The sequence below is a fragment of the Pelovirga sp. C15f genome, from assembly GCF_057178085.1.
The window spans coordinates 37,194-53,657 of sequence record NZ_JBXUCV010000003.1 but is presented as its reverse complement, the minus strand read 5'-3'; the positions used below and the strand labels follow the sequence as shown (position 1 = coordinate 53,657).

12 protein-coding genes are annotated in these 16,464 nt (G+C 54.2%); 7 read left to right on the top strand and 5 right to left on the bottom strand.

Annotation, left to right across the window (positions count from 1 at the left end; all coding sequences use genetic code 11):
- Positions 1-302: 302 nt before the first annotated feature.
- The 5 genes from atpE to hemL all read right to left on the bottom strand — a co-directional run bounded on the left by atpE (position 303) and on the right by hemL (position 3,412).
- Complete coding sequence (gene atpE, locus AC1931_RS09320; RefSeq protein WP_191154305.1) at positions 303-581, bottom strand: ATP synthase F0 subunit C; 279 nt, start codon at positions 579-581, stop codon at positions 303-305.
- 96 nt (positions 582-677) lie between these two features.
- Positions 678-1,352 (bottom strand): F0F1 ATP synthase subunit A, encoded by a 675-nt coding sequence (gene atpB, locus AC1931_RS09315; protein WP_483876987.1) that lies wholly within the window; start codon positions 1,350-1,352, stop codon positions 678-680.
- A gap of 42 nt (positions 1,353-1,394) precedes the next feature.
- A complete protein-coding gene (locus tag AC1931_RS09310; RefSeq protein ID WP_483876986.1) occupies positions 1,395-1,766 on the bottom strand; it encodes an ATP synthase subunit I in 372 nt (123 codons plus the stop codon).
- Complete coding sequence (locus AC1931_RS09305; protein ID WP_191154302.1) at positions 1,763-2,023, bottom strand: AtpZ/AtpI family protein; 261 nt, start codon at positions 2,021-2,023, stop codon at positions 1,763-1,765. Before AC1931_RS09305 ends, AC1931_RS09310 begins: the two co-directional genes overlap by 4 nt.
- A gap of 99 nt (positions 2,024-2,122) precedes the next feature.
- On the bottom strand, positions 2,123-3,412 hold the full coding sequence (hemL, locus tag AC1931_RS09300) for a glutamate-1-semialdehyde 2,1-aminomutase (RefSeq protein ID WP_483876985.1): 1,290 nt from the start codon (positions 3,410-3,412) through the stop codon (positions 2,123-2,125).
- A gap of 464 nt (positions 3,413-3,876) precedes the next feature.
- Here hemL and AC1931_RS09295 point away from each other — a divergent pair, with 464 nt between their 5' ends.
- The 7 genes from AC1931_RS09295 to AC1931_RS09265 all read left to right on the top strand — a co-directional run bounded on the left by AC1931_RS09295 (position 3,877) and on the right by AC1931_RS09265 (position 16,409).
- Positions 3,877-5,925: a DUF1302 domain-containing protein gene (locus AC1931_RS09295; protein WP_483876984.1), complete on the top strand. Its 2,049-nt coding sequence runs from the start codon at positions 3,877-3,879 to the stop codon at positions 5,923-5,925.
- Positions 5,926-5,946: 21 nt separating this feature from the next.
- On the top strand, positions 5,947-7,308 hold the full coding sequence (locus AC1931_RS09290; RefSeq protein ID WP_483876983.1) for a DUF1329 domain-containing protein: 1,362 nt from the start codon (positions 5,947-5,949) through the stop codon (positions 7,306-7,308).
- Between the two features lie 179 nt (positions 7,309-7,487).
- Positions 7,488-8,447, top strand: coding sequence for a YCF48-related protein (locus AC1931_RS09285; protein WP_483876982.1), 960 nt, complete (start codon positions 7,488-7,490; stop codon positions 8,445-8,447).
- Positions 8,448-8,472: 25 nt separating this feature from the next.
- Entirely contained in the window at positions 8,473-10,803 is a 2,331-nt protein-coding gene (locus AC1931_RS09280; protein WP_483876981.1) for an efflux RND transporter permease subunit, read from the top strand.
- 149 nt (positions 10,804-10,952) lie between these two features.
- Positions 10,953-12,788 (top strand): AMP-dependent synthetase/ligase, encoded by a 1,836-nt coding sequence (locus AC1931_RS09275; RefSeq protein ID WP_483876980.1) that lies wholly within the window; start codon positions 10,953-10,955, stop codon positions 12,786-12,788.
- Positions 12,785-15,172: a 3-hydroxyacyl-CoA dehydrogenase/enoyl-CoA hydratase family protein gene (locus AC1931_RS09270; RefSeq protein WP_483876979.1), complete on the top strand. Its 2,388-nt coding sequence runs from the start codon at positions 12,785-12,787 to the stop codon at positions 15,170-15,172. Before AC1931_RS09275 ends, AC1931_RS09270 begins: the two co-directional genes overlap by 4 nt.
- 64 nt (positions 15,173-15,236) lie before the next feature.
- Positions 15,237-16,409 (top strand): acetyl-CoA C-acyltransferase, encoded by a 1,173-nt coding sequence (locus AC1931_RS09265; protein WP_483876978.1) that lies wholly within the window; start codon positions 15,237-15,239, stop codon positions 16,407-16,409.
- Positions 16,410-16,464: the final 55 nt, after the last annotated feature.

The following is a 16,464-nucleotide window of genomic DNA, read 5'->3' as shown; positions in this document are numbered from 1 at the left end:
ACATACATCGAAGAAAAGGCAAGAGGAGAAGAACCCGATGATTCAACACCTCAGTGGCAGAATTGAATCCAGGACAGCAAGCCTGGATGTACATTTTAAACATACAGCGCGAACACTACTCCGAACGCCGTTCGATTGCAACAAAAAATCCCTCAATATTGGCGGCAATCCTCATTAAAACACCGAAACATCGGCGAAAATCTGCATAGTGTGATTTTACTATCTGTATACAATATACAAAAAAAGGGGCGAAACCCAGGTGAGGATCGCCCCTTAAATCTGCAGAAGTTAAAAACTATTTTTTAAGCACCCATACCGGCACGAATCAGTTCAACCACGGTGTCGGTGAAAGGGTTGGCATACAGCGCAATAATACAGATAACGAAGACGTAAATTGCCAGGGACTCGATCAGGGCCAGACCGACCATCATGTTGGTCAGAATTTTACCGGATGCGCCGGGATTACGGGCAACGCCTTCACACGCCTTGCTGATTGCGATACCCATACCGATACCGGTACCAATAGAACCGATCCCCATGCCGAATGCTGCTGCGATGATGCTCCAGGTGAAAAAATCCATGGTACTGCTCCTTTTTGTGCGGTTGTGAATAGTGATTGTTCCTAAAAGTATAGGACTTATGTCTTCACCCCTGTGAAGACATGAATAAACTGTATTTTAGTGGGCCTCCTCAAGGGAGCCGGCAATATAAATCATCGACAGAAGAACAAAAACAAACGCCTGGATCATACTGATCAGCACCCCGAGAAACATGATCGGGATCGGCATGAACAACGGCACCAGGGCAAAAAAGATCATCAATACGATTTCCTTGCCATACATGTTGCCGAACAGACGCAACGACAGGGAAATGGGACGCACCAGGTGACTGAGGATCTCGATAATGATCATCAGCGGAGCCAGCCAGACGATCGGCCCCATGAAGTGTTGAATGTAATGAAAGCCGTGTTTTTTAATACCGATATAGTGGGTCATAAAAAAGACCGTCAGAGCCAGTGCGGCATTGGTATTAAGACTGGCGGTCGGCGGAAAGCACGAAGGCACCAACCCCAGTAGATTCCCCACCAGGACGAACATGCCGATAGTGGCAATCAAAGGGAAATACGGTTTGCCGTCCTTGCCCATGACATTTTCGATCAGGCTGTCGAAACCGGTCATGACCGCTTCCATAAAGTTCTGCATTTTGCCCGGCACCATGCTGATGGTTCGGCTCGCCAACCAGGCTCCGGACAGCAGAATGGCCATTGCCAGCCAGGTATAGAGAACGTGAGGGCCGACATGCAGACTGACCAAATCGGCAAACCATTCGAGAAACATAAAAGGATGAACCATAAAAGCTCTCTCTTTCGTTTTTAAACTTTACCTATATTATATTTAATACAATCGCCTGATCGTGCTGAACATCAGATTGACAACGTACAGAGATAAGCCGACAGCCAGGCCAATGGGATGAACCTTGACATGAGCAAGCAGCAGGTAAATCACCAGACCCATCACCACCAGGCGCAGCAGATAGTTGATCCCGGCGAAGACTTTACGCTGCGGCGCCCGTTGTGGGTCGGCCAGCAATTTGGTCAAAGAATGCCCCATCCAGTGATAATTGAGGGCGATAACCAGACCACCGCCAAGCACGCCGAGGGTCACCGCAGCGGAGCGCCACAACAGACTGATAGCGACCATCAGTGCCAGGATCACCCAGTTACGCCGCGCCAGAGCTTTCGCCAGACCGGCATCCTGATCAGTCATTGGGGGTTCTCGTCCTGATCTTTCTGTTGTCGGCGCAGTTCCCATGACGTCAGGACATAAACGTTGCGGAAACCGGCGGCGATGCCGAACATCAACATGATAATAGTAAAAATCGGACGCGTATCGAGCCACTGATCAAGGTAGTAACCGATTGCCAGACCCAGCAGCGTCGCCGCTACCATCGAAATACCGATGGACGACAAAAAACCGAGACTGCGGTACAACCTGCGCTTCTGTTCGCGTTCCTGTTCGTTCATGTAAGGTTTTTCCAGCCGGAAAATGGCCGCCAAAGCGACCCTTAACTAGCACAGAGCCCCATTCAAGTCAACCGCTTTTCTACGCTACATCAGGCGCTCTCAGCCCCTCAGGGAAGCTAAGGACTTGTCGGCGGCGGTGATAGTCTTGTCCAGATCTTCACGCGAATGGGCGACGCTCATGAAGCCCGCTTCAAATTGTGAGGGCGCCAGATTAATCCCCTGATCAAGCATGGCACGGAAAAAACGCCCGAAGGTTTCCGTATCACTGGTAGCCGCATCGGCAAAGGAGAAAACTTCCCTTTCGGTGAAGTAGGTGCAGAACATGCCACCAACCCGTTGCCAGCGGGTAGCTACCGGCTGAGCAGCACACACCTGCTGCAACCCCTTTTCGAGATAAGCAGTCTTCTCTTCAATCTGCTCATAAAAACCTTCTGCCTGCAGCAGTTTGAGGGTGGCGATACCTGCGCTCATGGCCAGCGGGTTACCCGACAGGGTCCCGGCCTGATAGACGCCCCCCAGCGGCGAAAGAGAATCCATTATGTCGCGCCGGCCACCGAAAGCACCGACGGGCAGTCCGCCGCCGATGATTTTGCCGAGACAGACCAGGTCACCGCGCACACCATAGCGTTCCTGGGCGCCTCCATAAGCTACCCGGAAACCGGTCATGACTTCATCCATGATCAGCAGGATGCCTTCCGTATCGCAGAGCGTGCGCAAGCCTTCAAGAAAACCCGCGCGCGGCGGTACGCAACCCATATTACCGGCAATCGGCTCGAGGATAATGCAGGCGATCTCTCCCTTGTTGGCCGCCACCATCTGCTGGACTTCAGCCAGGTCGTTGTAAGTGGCAGTGAGGGTATATTTGGCAAAGTCCGCCGGCACCCCGGGGGAGGTCGGTACGCCAAAGGTCGCTGCACCGCTACCAGCCTTGACCAGCAGGGAATCGGCATGACCGTGATAGCAACCGTCGAACTTGAGAATCTTGTCACGACCGGTGAAACCCCGCGCCAGGCGGATAGCACTCATGGTCGCTTCGGTACCGGAAGAAACCATCCGGACTTTTTCGATATTGGGGTAGGCCTGATTGACCAGCTCAGCAAGCTCAGTCTCAAGGGCCGTTGGCGCACCGAAAGACGCGCCCCTGGTTGCCGCTTGCTGAATTGCTTCGACCACTCTGGGGTGACAATGACCAAGAATCATCGGGCCCCAGGAGCCGACATAGTCGACATATTCGTTGCCGTCAACATCATAGAGTTTGCTGCCCATCGCCCGATCAATGAAAATCGGCTGCGTTCCTACTGACTTAAACGCCCGCACTGGACTGTTAACACCACCGGGGATAAGCTGCTGAGCCTGGGCAAAAAATTCTTGAGACTTTTGATATCGCATAAACAAGCTGCTCCTTCGATAAAGACAGGGGAAAAGGTTTGCTATCCATCAGCTCGGCATTATAGAGGCTCGCCTGTCAGGCGCCAAGGAAAATATCCGCTACCGCAATCCCGGAAAGAGAAACAGACGCCACCAAAACAGAACGATGTTATTTTTTTTATTGACCTTAACGTAAGATGTAAGTAAAACCTGAAGAACATGACATGTCAATAATGATAGATGTTCTTCCTTCAGGGGGACCCATCACCAGCAGAAAGTACTTCGAGCAACGGATGTAACGGTTTTTTATCCTTGCACCTCCAGATCGTCAAGGCTAAGATTCTGCTTTATTTTATATAAACCCGGCAAAGATGTTCATCCTGGCATTATCGTCACGGCAAATTCAATATGCTGCCTGAGATGAGTATTTTAAAGGGTTTTTCATGCGGCCCCTGCCGTACACTAGCGATTCAAGGAGGAACCGAATGAACAGCCGACCTGCGTCAAAGCACCCTCTGGTTCACCGCCTCAATGCCCTGCTGGTCAGCGTCCTGGTGGCGCTGCCGATCAGCATGGCCACCCCTGCTGCCGCTTTCCAGTTCAGCCTTGGAGATGAAGTCAGCGGCAACCTCGACACCACCCTGTCCTACGGTGCCGCCTGGCGCATGAAGGACCGAGATTCAGACCTGATCGGTGTGGCCAATCGGCAGTATAACTCCGGCAAAGGTGATGCTTATTCTCTGAACTTTGATGACGGCAACCTCAACTACGACGAAGGCGACCTGATCAACCATACCGCCAAAGTCACCAGTGAGCTGGCCCTGAACTGGCGTAATTTCGGCCTGTTTGTACGCGGCACCGCCTTTTACGATTTTGAGAACAACGATGGCAGCCGTGCCCGCACGGAATTAAGCAGCGATGCCAAGGATATGGTCGGCAAGGATGCCACCCTGCTGGATGCCTACCTCAACTGGGATTTCGACATCGCCTCCGCTCCGGCTCAGCTACGCGTCGGCCAGCAGGTGCTAAGCTGGGGAGAGAGCACCTTCATCCAGAACGGCATCAACATCATCAACCCCTTCGATGTCAGCAAGCTGCGTGTCGCCGGGGCCGAACTGCGTGAAGGGCTGGTTCCGGTAGGCATGGTTTCCGGCTCTATCAGCACGACGGAAAATATCAGCTTTGAAGCCTTCTATCAGTACGAATGGGAAGAAACCAAGATTGACCCGACCGGCAGCTACTGGAGCACCAATGATTTTGCCGGCGAAAGTGGTGACAGGGTTATGCTCGGCTTTGGACAATGGTCCGATCAAGGTGAAAGTTGGACCGGAGCCTTATTTTCTGATTCTGATGATCGGTTTAACATGGTGCCGCGCGGGAAAACCATCTATGCAGATGACGACGGCCAGTATGGTATCGCCATGCGCCTGTTTGCTCCGGGGCTTAATGACACTGAATTTGGCTTTTTCTTTGTTAACTACCATAGTCGTCTTCCGGTTCTTAGTGCTCGTACTGGAACCGGAATAGGGGCACTTAGAACACTAGTAGCTGGAACCGCTGCGCAAACTTTCGCGGCAACATTTGCCTCCAATCCATCAGATCCTGCCTCCGCTATTAGTGCCGGAATTACAGCAGGGACTACTGCCGGTGTTTCCGGGGGCCTTGACGTGACAACGGCACAAACAGTCGCCACAGGGGCAGTTAATGCAGCCACAACGGGCGATGCTGCTCTAGCACAGGCATATGCTGTAAATGAATATGCTAAAACAGCCGAATACATTGTTGAGTATCCGGAAGATATCAAGCTTGTTGGGGCAAGCTTCAATACCCTCCTTCAAAATACAGGGATCGCTCTTCAGGGAGAGATCTCCTATAAAAAAGATGTTCCACTTCAAATGGACGACATTGAATTGTTATTTGCAGCTCTAGGACCAATCAACCCCGGCCTTGCCAACTTCAACCAAATTTTCAATACAGACACCCTGACAAATCCTTATGAACATTACATCCAGGGTTATCAACTCAAAGATGTCACTCAGCTTCAAACAACTGCGACCAAACTTTTCGGGCCTACCTTCGGGGCCAGCCAGTTTACTTTGGTTGGAGAAGTCGGTTTGACTCACGTCCATGGCATGCCGAGTAAGGAAGAACTCCGATTTGATGGCCCCGGCACTCCGATCAGTGGAAACGAACAACTTGCGAGCGCGCATTACGGGGAAACCGAACCCTCCTCTGCCTTTGCCGACGCTACTTCCTGGGGCTACCGCATGGTCGCCAAGCTGGATTTCAACAACGCCATCGGCTCGGTCACTCTGTCGCCACGGGTTGCCTGGGCGCATGATGTGAGCGGAACCACTCCCGGACCGGGCGGCAACTTTGTTGAAGGACGCAAGGCGGTCACTCTGGGCCTCGGCGCTAATTATCAGAACAAATGGGCGACCGATATCAGCTATACCGAGTTTTTTGGTGCCGGACGTTACAATCTGATTAATGATCGTGATTTCCTGGCCGCTGAGATCAAGTACTTTTTCTAATTTTCACAAGGAGCCACCACCATGTTGAAGCATATATTTTCCTGGCTATCCGCAGCACTGCTGATCGTCGGCACTGCCGGCACCTCTCTGGCAGCCATCTCCGCTGAAGAGGCCGCCCGCCTCGGGCAGGATCTGACCCCCCTGGGCGCTGAGCGCGCCGCCAACGCCGCCGGCACCATCCCGCCCTGGGACGGGGGGATCACTAACCCACCCGCCGGCTATGTCAAGGGCCAGCACCATGTCGACCCCTTTGCCGGGGACCAGATTCAGTTCACCATCAGCGCCGCCAATATCGATCAATACCGCGACAGGCTGACTGTCGGTCATCAGGCCCTGCTGGAAAACTACGATACTTATGTGATGAATGTTTATCCGACCCGCCGCAGCGCCTCGGTACCGCAACGCATCTACGACGCCACCAAGCAGGTCGCCCAGACGGCCGAGCTGGTCAACAATGGTGACGGCGTCAAAGGTACCGTTGTCGGTATCCCCTTCCCGATTCCCAAAAGCGGGATTGAAGTGCTATGGAATCACATGCTGCGCTATCGTGGAGATTATGCTACCCGCAGCATTGCCCAGGCGGCATTAACACGAGGTGGTGACTATACTCTGGTTCAGTTTGAGGACATGTTCAGCCTGGTCTATTCCCAGGAAGGGATGACCGAAGAGAAAATGAACAATCGCATCCTCATGTTCCGCCAGGAGGTCACAGCTCCGGCGCGTCTGGCAGGTGAAGTGCTGCTGGTTCATGAAACCCTCGATCAGGTGGCCGAGCCACGCAGTGCCTGGGTGTACAATCCCGGTCAGCGCCGCGTCCGACGTGCACCCAATGTCGCCTACGACAACCCCGGCACCGCCTCGGACAGCCTGCGCACCACCGACCAGTTCGACATGTTCAACGGCGCCCCTGACCGCTATGACTGGAAACTGATCGGCAAAAAAGAACTGTACGTCCCCTACAACAGCTATAAGCTCCACAGCAATCAGCTGCGTTACAGCGATATGCTCACCCCGCTGCACCTGAATCCGGAGCATCTGCGCTATGAGCTGCATCGAGTCTGGGTGATCGAAGCAACCCTGCGTGACGGATCACGCCATCTTTACAAAAAACGCACCTTTTATGTTGATGAAGACTCCTGGCAGATCGTCGCCGCCGATCTCTACGATAACCGTGACCAGCTGTGGCGGGTCTCGGAAGGGCACGGCATCAACTATTATGATGTGCCCACCTACTGGACCACGGTGGAAGCTCATTATGACCTGCAGTCGGGGCGCTATCTGGCGCTGGGAATGGACAATGAGTCGACTACCTATAATTTCGATGTAACCCTGAGCGAGCAGGATTTCTCTCAGGGCGCTTTGCGACGCGCCGGACGGCGTTGAGGTTAAACCGGCAGGGGCGGCGCATGCGGCGCCCCTGCCATCACCCGGTCAGCCATCAACCGCACCGAAACATCAGGCGAGGAATGCGGCACCCCTAAGACGGCAACACCTGGAGGGAATCAAACCCGCCCTTTGCAATTCCCCTCAATATCCATCGCCCTCGACATAGCAGGAATGTTATGAGTCTTCTCATCAAAACATCACATCAACTCATCAGCCTGATCTGTCTGCTGATTATCACCATGGGTCCGATCAATGTCACAGCCGCCGACAATTCCGTCCCCGCCCTCCTGGCGACGGAGTCCCTGCTGCTGGGAGCGGCAAAAGCGGATGACACCCTGATCGTTGTTGGCGAACGCGGACACATATTGCGCAGTACCGACAACGGAAAAAGCTGGCAGCAGATCATCGTTCCAACCCGGGCTACCCTTACCGCCGTTGCCTTTAGCGACCGCCAGCAGGGGTTGGCCGTTGGTCACGATCTCACCATTCTGCGTACTGCGGATGGTGGCAACAGCTGGCAGCTGGTTCACGAAGATCGCGACGAACAACCACCCTTTCTCGATGTCCTGTTTATCGATGAAAAAGTTGCCTTTGCGGTTGGTGCCTACGGAACCTTTTTTGAGTCAACCGATGGTGGGCTCAACTGGGAACAGCGCTGGATCAGCGAGGATGATTTCCACCTGAACGCCATCGCCACTACCGGCACCGCCATTTACATCGCGGCTGAAGCTGGAACGGTATACAAATCCGGCGATCACGGCGAAACCTTTAATGAACTCTACCCCGACTATGAGGGGTCATTTTTCGGCCTTCTCCCGGTCACTGAAAACAGCCTGTTCCTGTATGGCCTGCGTGGCAATCTGTTCCATTCTGACGATGGGGGGGAAACCTGGCGCCCACTCGATACCGGCACCGATGCCGGCCTGACCAGCGCTGTGCAGCTTGCAGATGGCACTTTGCTGATTGCGGGATTAAGTGGCACGTTACTTATTGTTACTGAACAAGATTTCAGCATAAAGACCCGCGAGGAACCGGATCGGAAGGGGTTCAGCAAACTGCTGGAAACGACTGCCGGCCAGGTCATTGCTGTTGGAGATTTTGGTGTGACCCTGCTGCCGCAATCCCTGCTCCACTAACTGTCGCTTACGACGAGAGAAAAACATGAAACGCGATCGGATCACCAACTTGCTGGAAGGTGTTATTTTTGGTAAGCGCCCACTGCTCCTGGGCATTTTCCTCGTTATTACCATCCTGATGGCGATCTCCCTCAGCCAGCTGCGCATCGATGCCGGCTTTTCCAAACTGCTCCCGCTTGAGCACGAGTACATGCAGACCTACATTGACCACGGCAAGGAATTCGGTGGCGCCAATCGGGTCATGATCGCCCTGATGGCCAAAGAGGGAGACATCTTTACTGCTGAGTTTTTTACAACCCTTGAGCAGGCGACTAATGACGTTTTCTTCATCCCCGGCGTCGACCGCTCCCAGGTCAGCTCCCTGTTTACTCCGAATGTCCGCTATACCGAAGTGGTAGAAGATGGCATCGCCGGCGGCAATGTGGTTCCGGCCGATTTTACCCCCACCGCGGAAGGGCTTGAGCGGGTTCGCGAAAACATTCTCAAAGCCGGCATCGTCGGGCGTCTGGTAGCCACGGACTTCAGCGGCGCCATGATCAGCGCTGAACTGTTGGAAATTGATCCCGGCAGTGGCGAACGACTCGACTTTATCCATGTCTCCCGCCTGCTCGAAGAGCAGATCCGCGAGAAGTATCAGAGCGACCAGATCGATGTCCACATCATCGGCTTTGCCAAAGTGGTGGGAGACATTGCTGCCGGTGCCCAGCGGGTCGTGCTGTTTTTTCTGATCGCCTTTGTCATTACCACGATCCTGGTGTTTCTCTATACCCGTTCAGTGATCCTCACGCTCATCCCCCTGGCCTGTTCCTTAACCGCAGTGATCTGGCAACTCGGCCTGCTGCCGCTTCTCGGCTACGGAATCGACCCCATGGGGCTGCTGGTACCATTTCTGATTTTTGCCATCGCGGTCAGCCATGCGGTGCAGATGATTACCGCTAACACGGCCGAAGTCCGGGCCGGCACCGAGCGGATTGACGCAGCCAGGGCCAGTTTTCGGCAACTGCTGCTGCCCGGCTTTGTAGCCCTGGCCAGTGACACCATCGGCTTTATTACCATCCACCTGATCGAGATCCAGGTGATTCAGGAGATGGCAGTCACCGCCAGCCTTGGTGTCGCCGCCATCATTCTGACAAATCTGATCCTGCTGCCGATCCTGCTTTCCTATGTCAGAACCGGCAACCGCTACAACCGCCGGGTTAATCAACAGGTTGAGGTGCTCAAGCCGGTGTGGCGTTTTTTCGAACAAGCTGCCGAACCGCGCCCTGCCCGTATTATTATCGCCATAGCGCTGGTCCTTTTTGCGTTTGGAGCCTGGAAAGGTGCTGATGTCAAGATCGGTGATATGCATCGCGGGGTACCGGAGCTGCGCACCGATTCGCGCTACAACATTGACAGCGAGGTCATTACCAGCCATTTTTCCATCGGCGTTGATCTGCTGTCAGTCATCGTCGAGACCGATGCGGATGGCTGTATTGATCATGATATCATGACCGCTATTGACCGTTTTGCCTGGCACATGAACAACGTACCCGGCGTACAATCGGTGGTCGGGTTGCCGGGAATAGCCAAAACCATCTATTCCGGCTGGAACGAAGGAAGCCTTAAATGGCGCGTGCTGCCCCGCAACCAGTCGAGCATGGTGCAGGCAGTCGGTTATGTTCCGACCAGCAGTCGCCTCCTCAATTCCGATTGCAGCGTGATGCCGATCATGATTTTCACCGAGGATCATAAAGCCGAAACCATAGATCGCATCATCATGGAGGTGAAAAACTACCGTCAGCAACAGAGCCACGAAAACATCTCTTTTCGTCTGGCGACCGGCAATGTCGGCGTGATGGCGGCGACCAATGAAGAGGTCTCGGCAGCCCAGTTTCCCATTCTGCTCTATGTTTTCGGTGCGATTATGCTGCTCTGTTATGCCCAGTTCCGCTCGATCAGAGCGGTACTCTGTATCGTTCTGCCCCTCGGACTGGTATCACTGCTCGCCTATGCCCTGATGAGTCTGCTGGAAATCGGCCTGAAGGTATCGACCCTGCCGGTGGTTGCCTTGGGGGTTGGCGTCGGGGTTGATTACGGTATTTACATTTTCAGTCGTCTGCGCAGCAACCTCAGTCAGGGGATGACCCTGCAACAGGCCTATCTGCATACCCTGGCAGTCACCGGAAACGGTGTTGTATTTACCGGGGTCACCCTTGCCATCGGCGTCGCGACCTGGATCTTTTCGCCCCTGAAGTTTCAGGCCGACATGGGTATTCTGTTGACCTTCATGTTTCTGGTAAACATGCTCGGCGCCATTCTATTGCTGCCGGCGCTGGCCTGCATGCTGCTGCCGATAAAAAAATCCGAACAACCCTAGCCATATCTGTGGTGCCAACAATCCTCTGCAGGGCAATAGAAAAACGTTTTATTAATTTGACGTGAACGTTAAGGTTAGATAGACTAAACGAACAATGCACAGCCGGATTTACACCGCAGCGTTACCAGAACCAGCGAGAGACTCAGACCATGACCACCACCCCTCATGCGAACTGTCCCTATCAATCGTTGCCGCAGATGCTGCGCCGAACCGCTGAACTCCATGCCGCAAGGCCGGCACTCAGCAATAAACGCAGCGGCAGCTATATCACCCTGAACTACCAGCAATTTTACATCAGGGCGCTGATGACAGCTCGGGGCTTGCGTAAAGCCGGGATGAAGTTTGGCGATAATGTTGCCATCTTCTCCGAAAACCGCATTGGCTGGGCCATTGCAGATTTCGGTATTCAGTCCGCCGGAGGTGCAAGTGTTCCAATCTACGCCACCAATACCGGCGCCCAGGCCGCTTACATCATCAATCACTGCGCCGCGAAGATCATTTTTGTCTCCGATCGACAGCAGTATGAAAAACTTCTGGGGGTGCGCAATCAACTGCCTCAGGTAGAACTGATTATTTCTTTTGAGCGCTTTCTTGGCGACCAGAAACTGCCGGTCTACACTCTTTACCAGCTTTCTGAAATCTCACATCCTTTGACCGCAGACGAAAAAACGCTCATTGAAAATGAAGTTGATTCGATCACTGCTGACATGCCGGCCACAATTATCTATACATCGGGCACGACCGGTGAACCCAAGGGAGTGCTGCTGAGCCAAGCCAATCTGCTGAGCAACGCAACAACCGGCCATCAACATCTCGGTGGCTTGAGTGAGGAAGACACCTTCCTCAGCTTTTTACCCTTAAGTCACGTTCTGGAGCGCACCGCCGGCTATCACAGCGCGCTGCTGCTCGGCAGCCATATAGCCTTCGCCGAGAGTGTCCATACCGTCCTTGAAAATATTATTGAAATCAAACCGACCTTCATTGTCAGCGTGCCGCGATTGTTCGAAAAGATCCACTCACGTATCTACGAAAGCGTCCACCAAAGTTCTCCTCTGAAACGCCAGCTATTCCACCGTGCGATTGAGGTCGGGCGTGATTATGTCCAAAAACGCTACATTAGCAAGCAACCTCCTGGATTGCTGGGCTTGAAGTACAGTATTTATGACAAGCTGGTATTCAGCAAGATTCGCGCAAAGTTCGGCGGTAATCTGCGCTCGTTCATCTGCGGCGGAGCCCCCCTGGATAAAACCATCAACGAGTTTATGTGGATTATCGGCCTGCCGGTCTTTGAAGGCTACGGGCTGACCGAAACCAGTCCGGCGGTGACCCTGAACAATCACCAGAATCTGCGCTTTGGCTCGGTAGGCACCCCCCTGAAAGGGACCCAGCTACAACTTGCGGAAGATGGTGAACTGCTGATCAAAGGGCCGCAGGTGATGCAGGGCTACTATAAAGATAAAGCCGCTAGCGAAGCAGCCATGGCTGACGGCTGGCTTCGAAGCGGCGATATCGCCACCATCGATGACCAGGGGTTCGTTACCATTGTTGACCGAAAAAAAGAGATTATCATTACCGCCGCCGGCAAGAACATCCCTCCCCAGCTACTGGAAAACGCCCTGAAGCTGGATAAATATATTTCACAGGCCTTTGTTTACGGTGACACCAAACCTTATCTGGTCGCGCTGCTGACGCCGAACCTTGAACGTTTGATTGAACTGGCACAGCGGGAGAAACTTGACTACCTGGCGGTCGACGAACTGGTTAACAACCGCCGCGTGCTGGAGCTCTTTCACGAACGGGTAGAGCTGTTCAATCAGGGTCAACCCTCCTATCAAACAATTAAAAAGTTTGCCTTGCTCGCCCGGGAGTTCTCTATTGAAGGGGGAGAACTGACCCCGACCATGAAGCAGAAGCGCAAGGAAATCTATACCATCCACAAAGAGCAGATAGAAAAACTCTATCTGGCCAACGGAGGTGAAAAATGAGACAGATCAAACGCGTCGCCGTTCTCGGGGCTGGAGTCATGGGAGCCACCATTGCTGCCCATCTTGCCAACGCCGGCCTTGACGTGCAGCTCCTTGACATTATTCCCAAAGGGCCGAACGCCGCTGAACAGGCCCGAGGGTTGACCCTGGAAAATCGACAAGTGCGCAACCGGATCGCCCACGATGGATTGGCGGGACTGCTCAAAATGAAGCCGGCGCCATTCTACCTGTCCGCCTACGCCGACCGAATCAGCATCGGCAATCTCGAGGATGATCTGCCACAACTGAAAGATTGTGACTGGGTGATTGAGGTCGTCATCGAACATCTGCCGATAAAAAAACAGCTGTTCGAAAAACTGATTCCCCATCTGGCGCCGGGAGCGATTCTCTCCTCCAATACCAGCGGCTTGTCGATCAACGAGATGTCACAGGTATTGCCGCCCGCGATCCGCAAAAACTTTCTGATTACCCATTTTTTCAATCCACCCCGCTACATGCGCCTGCTCGAAATCGTCCCCTGCCGGGAAACCGATCCGGCGGTCGTAACGGGCATGGCCGACTTCATCAGCCGCCGCCTCGGCAAAGGCATCGTTTACGCCAAGGATACGCCCAACTTCATCGCCAATCGCATCGGTGTCTACGCCATCTTCAAAGGAATCGAGCACATGCTTGCCATGGGGATGTCCGTTGAAGAGGTTGACGCCATTGCCGGTCCGGCCACGGCACGCCCAAAATCAGCCGCTTTTCGTACCGTTGACCTGGTCGGTATCGACACTCTGGCGCACATTTGTAAAAACTCCTACGAACTGCTCCCCGACGACGAACAGCGGGAGACCTTTGTCGTCCCTGAATTCATGCAGCAGATGATCGACAATGGCCTGCTCGGAAACAAGAGCAGGGCAGGGTTTTACAAAAAACAGCAAGTCGACGGGCAGCGCCAGATTTTCTACTACGATTACACCAGTGGTTCATTCAAACCAGCTGAAAAGCCGAAGTTCGCATCGATTACGGCCGTCAAAATGGTCGATGATCCGGCACAGAAGATCAGGATGGTGGTGAGCGGACAGGACAAGGCGGCGGAATACGCCTGGAAGACCCTGCGCGACACCCTGATCTATACAGTCAACCGGATTCCGGAAATAGCTGACGATGTGCTTAACATCGATAATGCCATGAAGTGGGGTTTCAACTGGGAAATCGGCCCCTTTGAAATGCTCGATGCCATTGGCGTTGCTGACTTCGCGAAACGCGCTGAGCAGGATGGCGTGGCGGTTCCGGCCATACTGAGAAAGGTGACCTCCTTTTACCGCTTCAACGACGCGGGCCAAAAGGAATATTTCGATCTGAACGGCGGTGAGTATCGCCCCGTCCCCTTAAAAGACGGGGAGATCAACCTGCAGATCCTCAAGAAAAGCAGTGGCGTGGTTGAGAAAAATGCCAGCTGTTCGTTGCTCGATCTGGGCGACGGGGTCTTTGGTTTTGAATTTCACTCCAAGATGAACTCCATCAGCGGCGATATTCTGGCAATGACCCACAAAGCGATCAGGCGCGCCGAGACAGAGGGGGTTGGACTGGTCATCGGCAATCAGGGTACCAACTTCTCCGTTGGCGCCAACCTGATGCTGCTCGCCGTCGCGCTGGCGGAGGGGGCTTTTGAGGACATCGACATGATGGTTCGCGCCTTTCAGAAAGCCACCATGGCCGTCAAATATTCTGAGGTCCCGGTGGTAGCAGCGCCTTTCGGTATGACCCTCGGCGGTGGCTGCGAATTCAGCCTCCATGCCGACGCCATCAACGCCTACGCGGAAACCTATATGGGACTGGTTGAAATCGGTGTAGGTCTGATCCCGGCGGGGGGCGGCACCAAGGAGATGTGCCTGCGTGCGGTCGAGCTGGCGCGCCACGGCGATATCGATCCGAGTCCTTTTATCTTCAAATATTTCAAGCAGATCGGCATGGCCACGGTGTCCATGGGCGCAGCTGAGATGTACGAACTGAATTACATGCGGCGCGGTGACAGCATCAGCATGGATCTCGATCGTTTGATCGCGGACGCCAAACAGAAGGTCCTCGGATTGGCCGTCAACTACCGTCCACAGAAGCCGCTGGAAAATATTCCGGCACCTGGCCGCGATATTGCTGCCAGCATCAGAACCAGCCTCTGGAACATGGAACAGGGTGGCTATGTCACCGCCTATGAAAAGGAGATTGGCGGTATTATCGCTGATGTCATCTGTGGTGGTGATGTTGCCGCCGGCACCATGATTTCCGAGGATTATCTGCTGCAGCTGGAGCGTCAGGCATTCCTTAAGCTTTGTGGCAACAAGAAAACCGCCGAACGCATTCAGCACATGCTGAAAAAAGGCAAGCCGTTGCGTAACTAATCAGAATTCAGGTAGGGGCACGGCGCGCCGTGCCCCTACGGATAATATCGGGAGGAAAACCACCATGAAAACAGCATACATACTCGCGGCCTACCGCACTCCCGGCTGCCGGGCAAAAAAGGGCGGCTTCAAGGATATGCGTCCGGATGATCTGGCCGCTGCTGCCATCAAGGGACTGATCGAACGCAGCAACATTGATCCCATGAACGTTGATGATGTCATGATCGGTTGCGCCTTTCCGGAAGCGGAGCAGGGGATGAACTTCGCCCGTATCGCTGCATTAAAAGCAGGTCTGCCCTACCAGGTTCCGGCCCAGACCATCAATCGTTTCTGCTCTTCGGGCCTGCAGACTGTTGCCAGCGCTGCCGAACGGATTATCGCCGGTTTCGCCGACTGTATCGTTGCCGGCGGTGCCGAGTCCATGACCATGATTCCCATGGGTGGCAACAAGTACAGCGCCAACCCCGGACTGGTGAACTCCTGGCCGGAAAGCTACGCCTCCATGGGCATCACTGCCGAGTTAGTTGCCGACAAATATGCCATCAGCCGTGAGCAGCAGGATTTTTTTGCGGTTGCCAGTCACCGCAAAGCAGCGGCGGCGATTACCGCCGGCAACTTCAGTGACGAAATAATTCCGGTAGAAGCTCAAGAGACGGTAATTGTCAACAATAAGCTGCAGAAAAATCGAAAACTGATCAGCATTGATGATGGTGTGCGCGCCGACACCAGCATCGAAGGGCTCGCCCGGCTCGCTCCGGCATTCAAACTGAACGGCACGGTCACTGCCGGCACCAGCTCGCAGATGACCGATGGTGCCGCTGCGGTCCTGGTTGTATCGGAGGAGTTTCTTAAAACGCTCACTGCCAAACCCCTGGCACGCTTTGTCAGCTTTGCCGTCAAAGGAGTCCCCCCGGAGATCATGGGTATCGGTCCGGTCGAGGCGATTCCGGCCGCACTGAGGATGGCCGGGCTGAAATTAGGCGACATTGACCTGATCGAACTCAACGAGGCCTTCGCGGCCCAGTCGCTGGCCGTCATCCAGGATCTCGATCTGAATCCGGAGCTGATTAATGTCAACGGCGGCGCTATCGCCCTGGGGCACCCCCTGGGCTGCACCGGCGCCAAGTTGACCGCCACCCTGCTGCACGCGATGCAACGCCGCGACTGCCGCTACGGCATGATCTCCATGTGCATCGGCGGCGGCATGGGGGCGGCGGGGATATTTGAGAAAATATGACGCTGGTGCATGAAGATTTATCCATCTGCAGTTGGATGTGCGCGAACGCTGCGGG

Bases quoted from the DNA above. Each gene is read 5' to 3' on its own strand.
- atpE (WP_191154305.1), bottom strand. From the start codon at position 581: ATGGATTTTTTCACCTGGAGCATCATCGCAGCAGCATTCGGCATGGGG.
- atpB (WP_483876987.1), bottom strand. From the start codon at position 1,352: ATGGTTCATCCTTTTATGTTTCTCGAATGGTTTGCCGATTTGGTCAGT.
- AC1931_RS09310 (WP_483876986.1), bottom strand. From the start codon at position 1,766: ATGACTGATCAGGATGCCGGTCTGGCGAAAGCTCTGGCGCGGCGTAAC.
- AC1931_RS09305 (WP_191154302.1), bottom strand. From the start codon at position 2,023: ATGAACGAACAGGAACGCGAACAGAAGCGCAGGTTGTACCGCAGTCTC.
- hemL (WP_483876985.1), bottom strand. From the start codon at position 3,412: ATGCGATATCAAAAGTCTCAAGAATTTTTTGCCCAGGCTCAGCAGCTT.
- AC1931_RS09295 (WP_483876984.1), top strand. From the start codon at position 3,877: ATGAACAGCCGACCTGCGTCAAAGCACCCTCTGGTTCACCGCCTCAAT.
- AC1931_RS09290 (WP_483876983.1), top strand. From the start codon at position 5,947: ATGTTGAAGCATATATTTTCCTGGCTATCCGCAGCACTGCTGATCGTC.
- AC1931_RS09285 (WP_483876982.1), top strand. From the start codon at position 7,488: ATGAGTCTTCTCATCAAAACATCACATCAACTCATCAGCCTGATCTGT.
- AC1931_RS09280 (WP_483876981.1), top strand. From the start codon at position 8,473: ATGAAACGCGATCGGATCACCAACTTGCTGGAAGGTGTTATTTTTGGT.
- AC1931_RS09275 (WP_483876980.1), top strand. From the start codon at position 10,953: ATGACCACCACCCCTCATGCGAACTGTCCCTATCAATCGTTGCCGCAG.
- AC1931_RS09270 (WP_483876979.1), top strand. From the start codon at position 12,785: ATGAGACAGATCAAACGCGTCGCCGTTCTCGGGGCTGGAGTCATGGGA.
- AC1931_RS09265 (WP_483876978.1), top strand. From the start codon at position 15,237: ATGAAAACAGCATACATACTCGCGGCCTACCGCACTCCCGGCTGCCGG.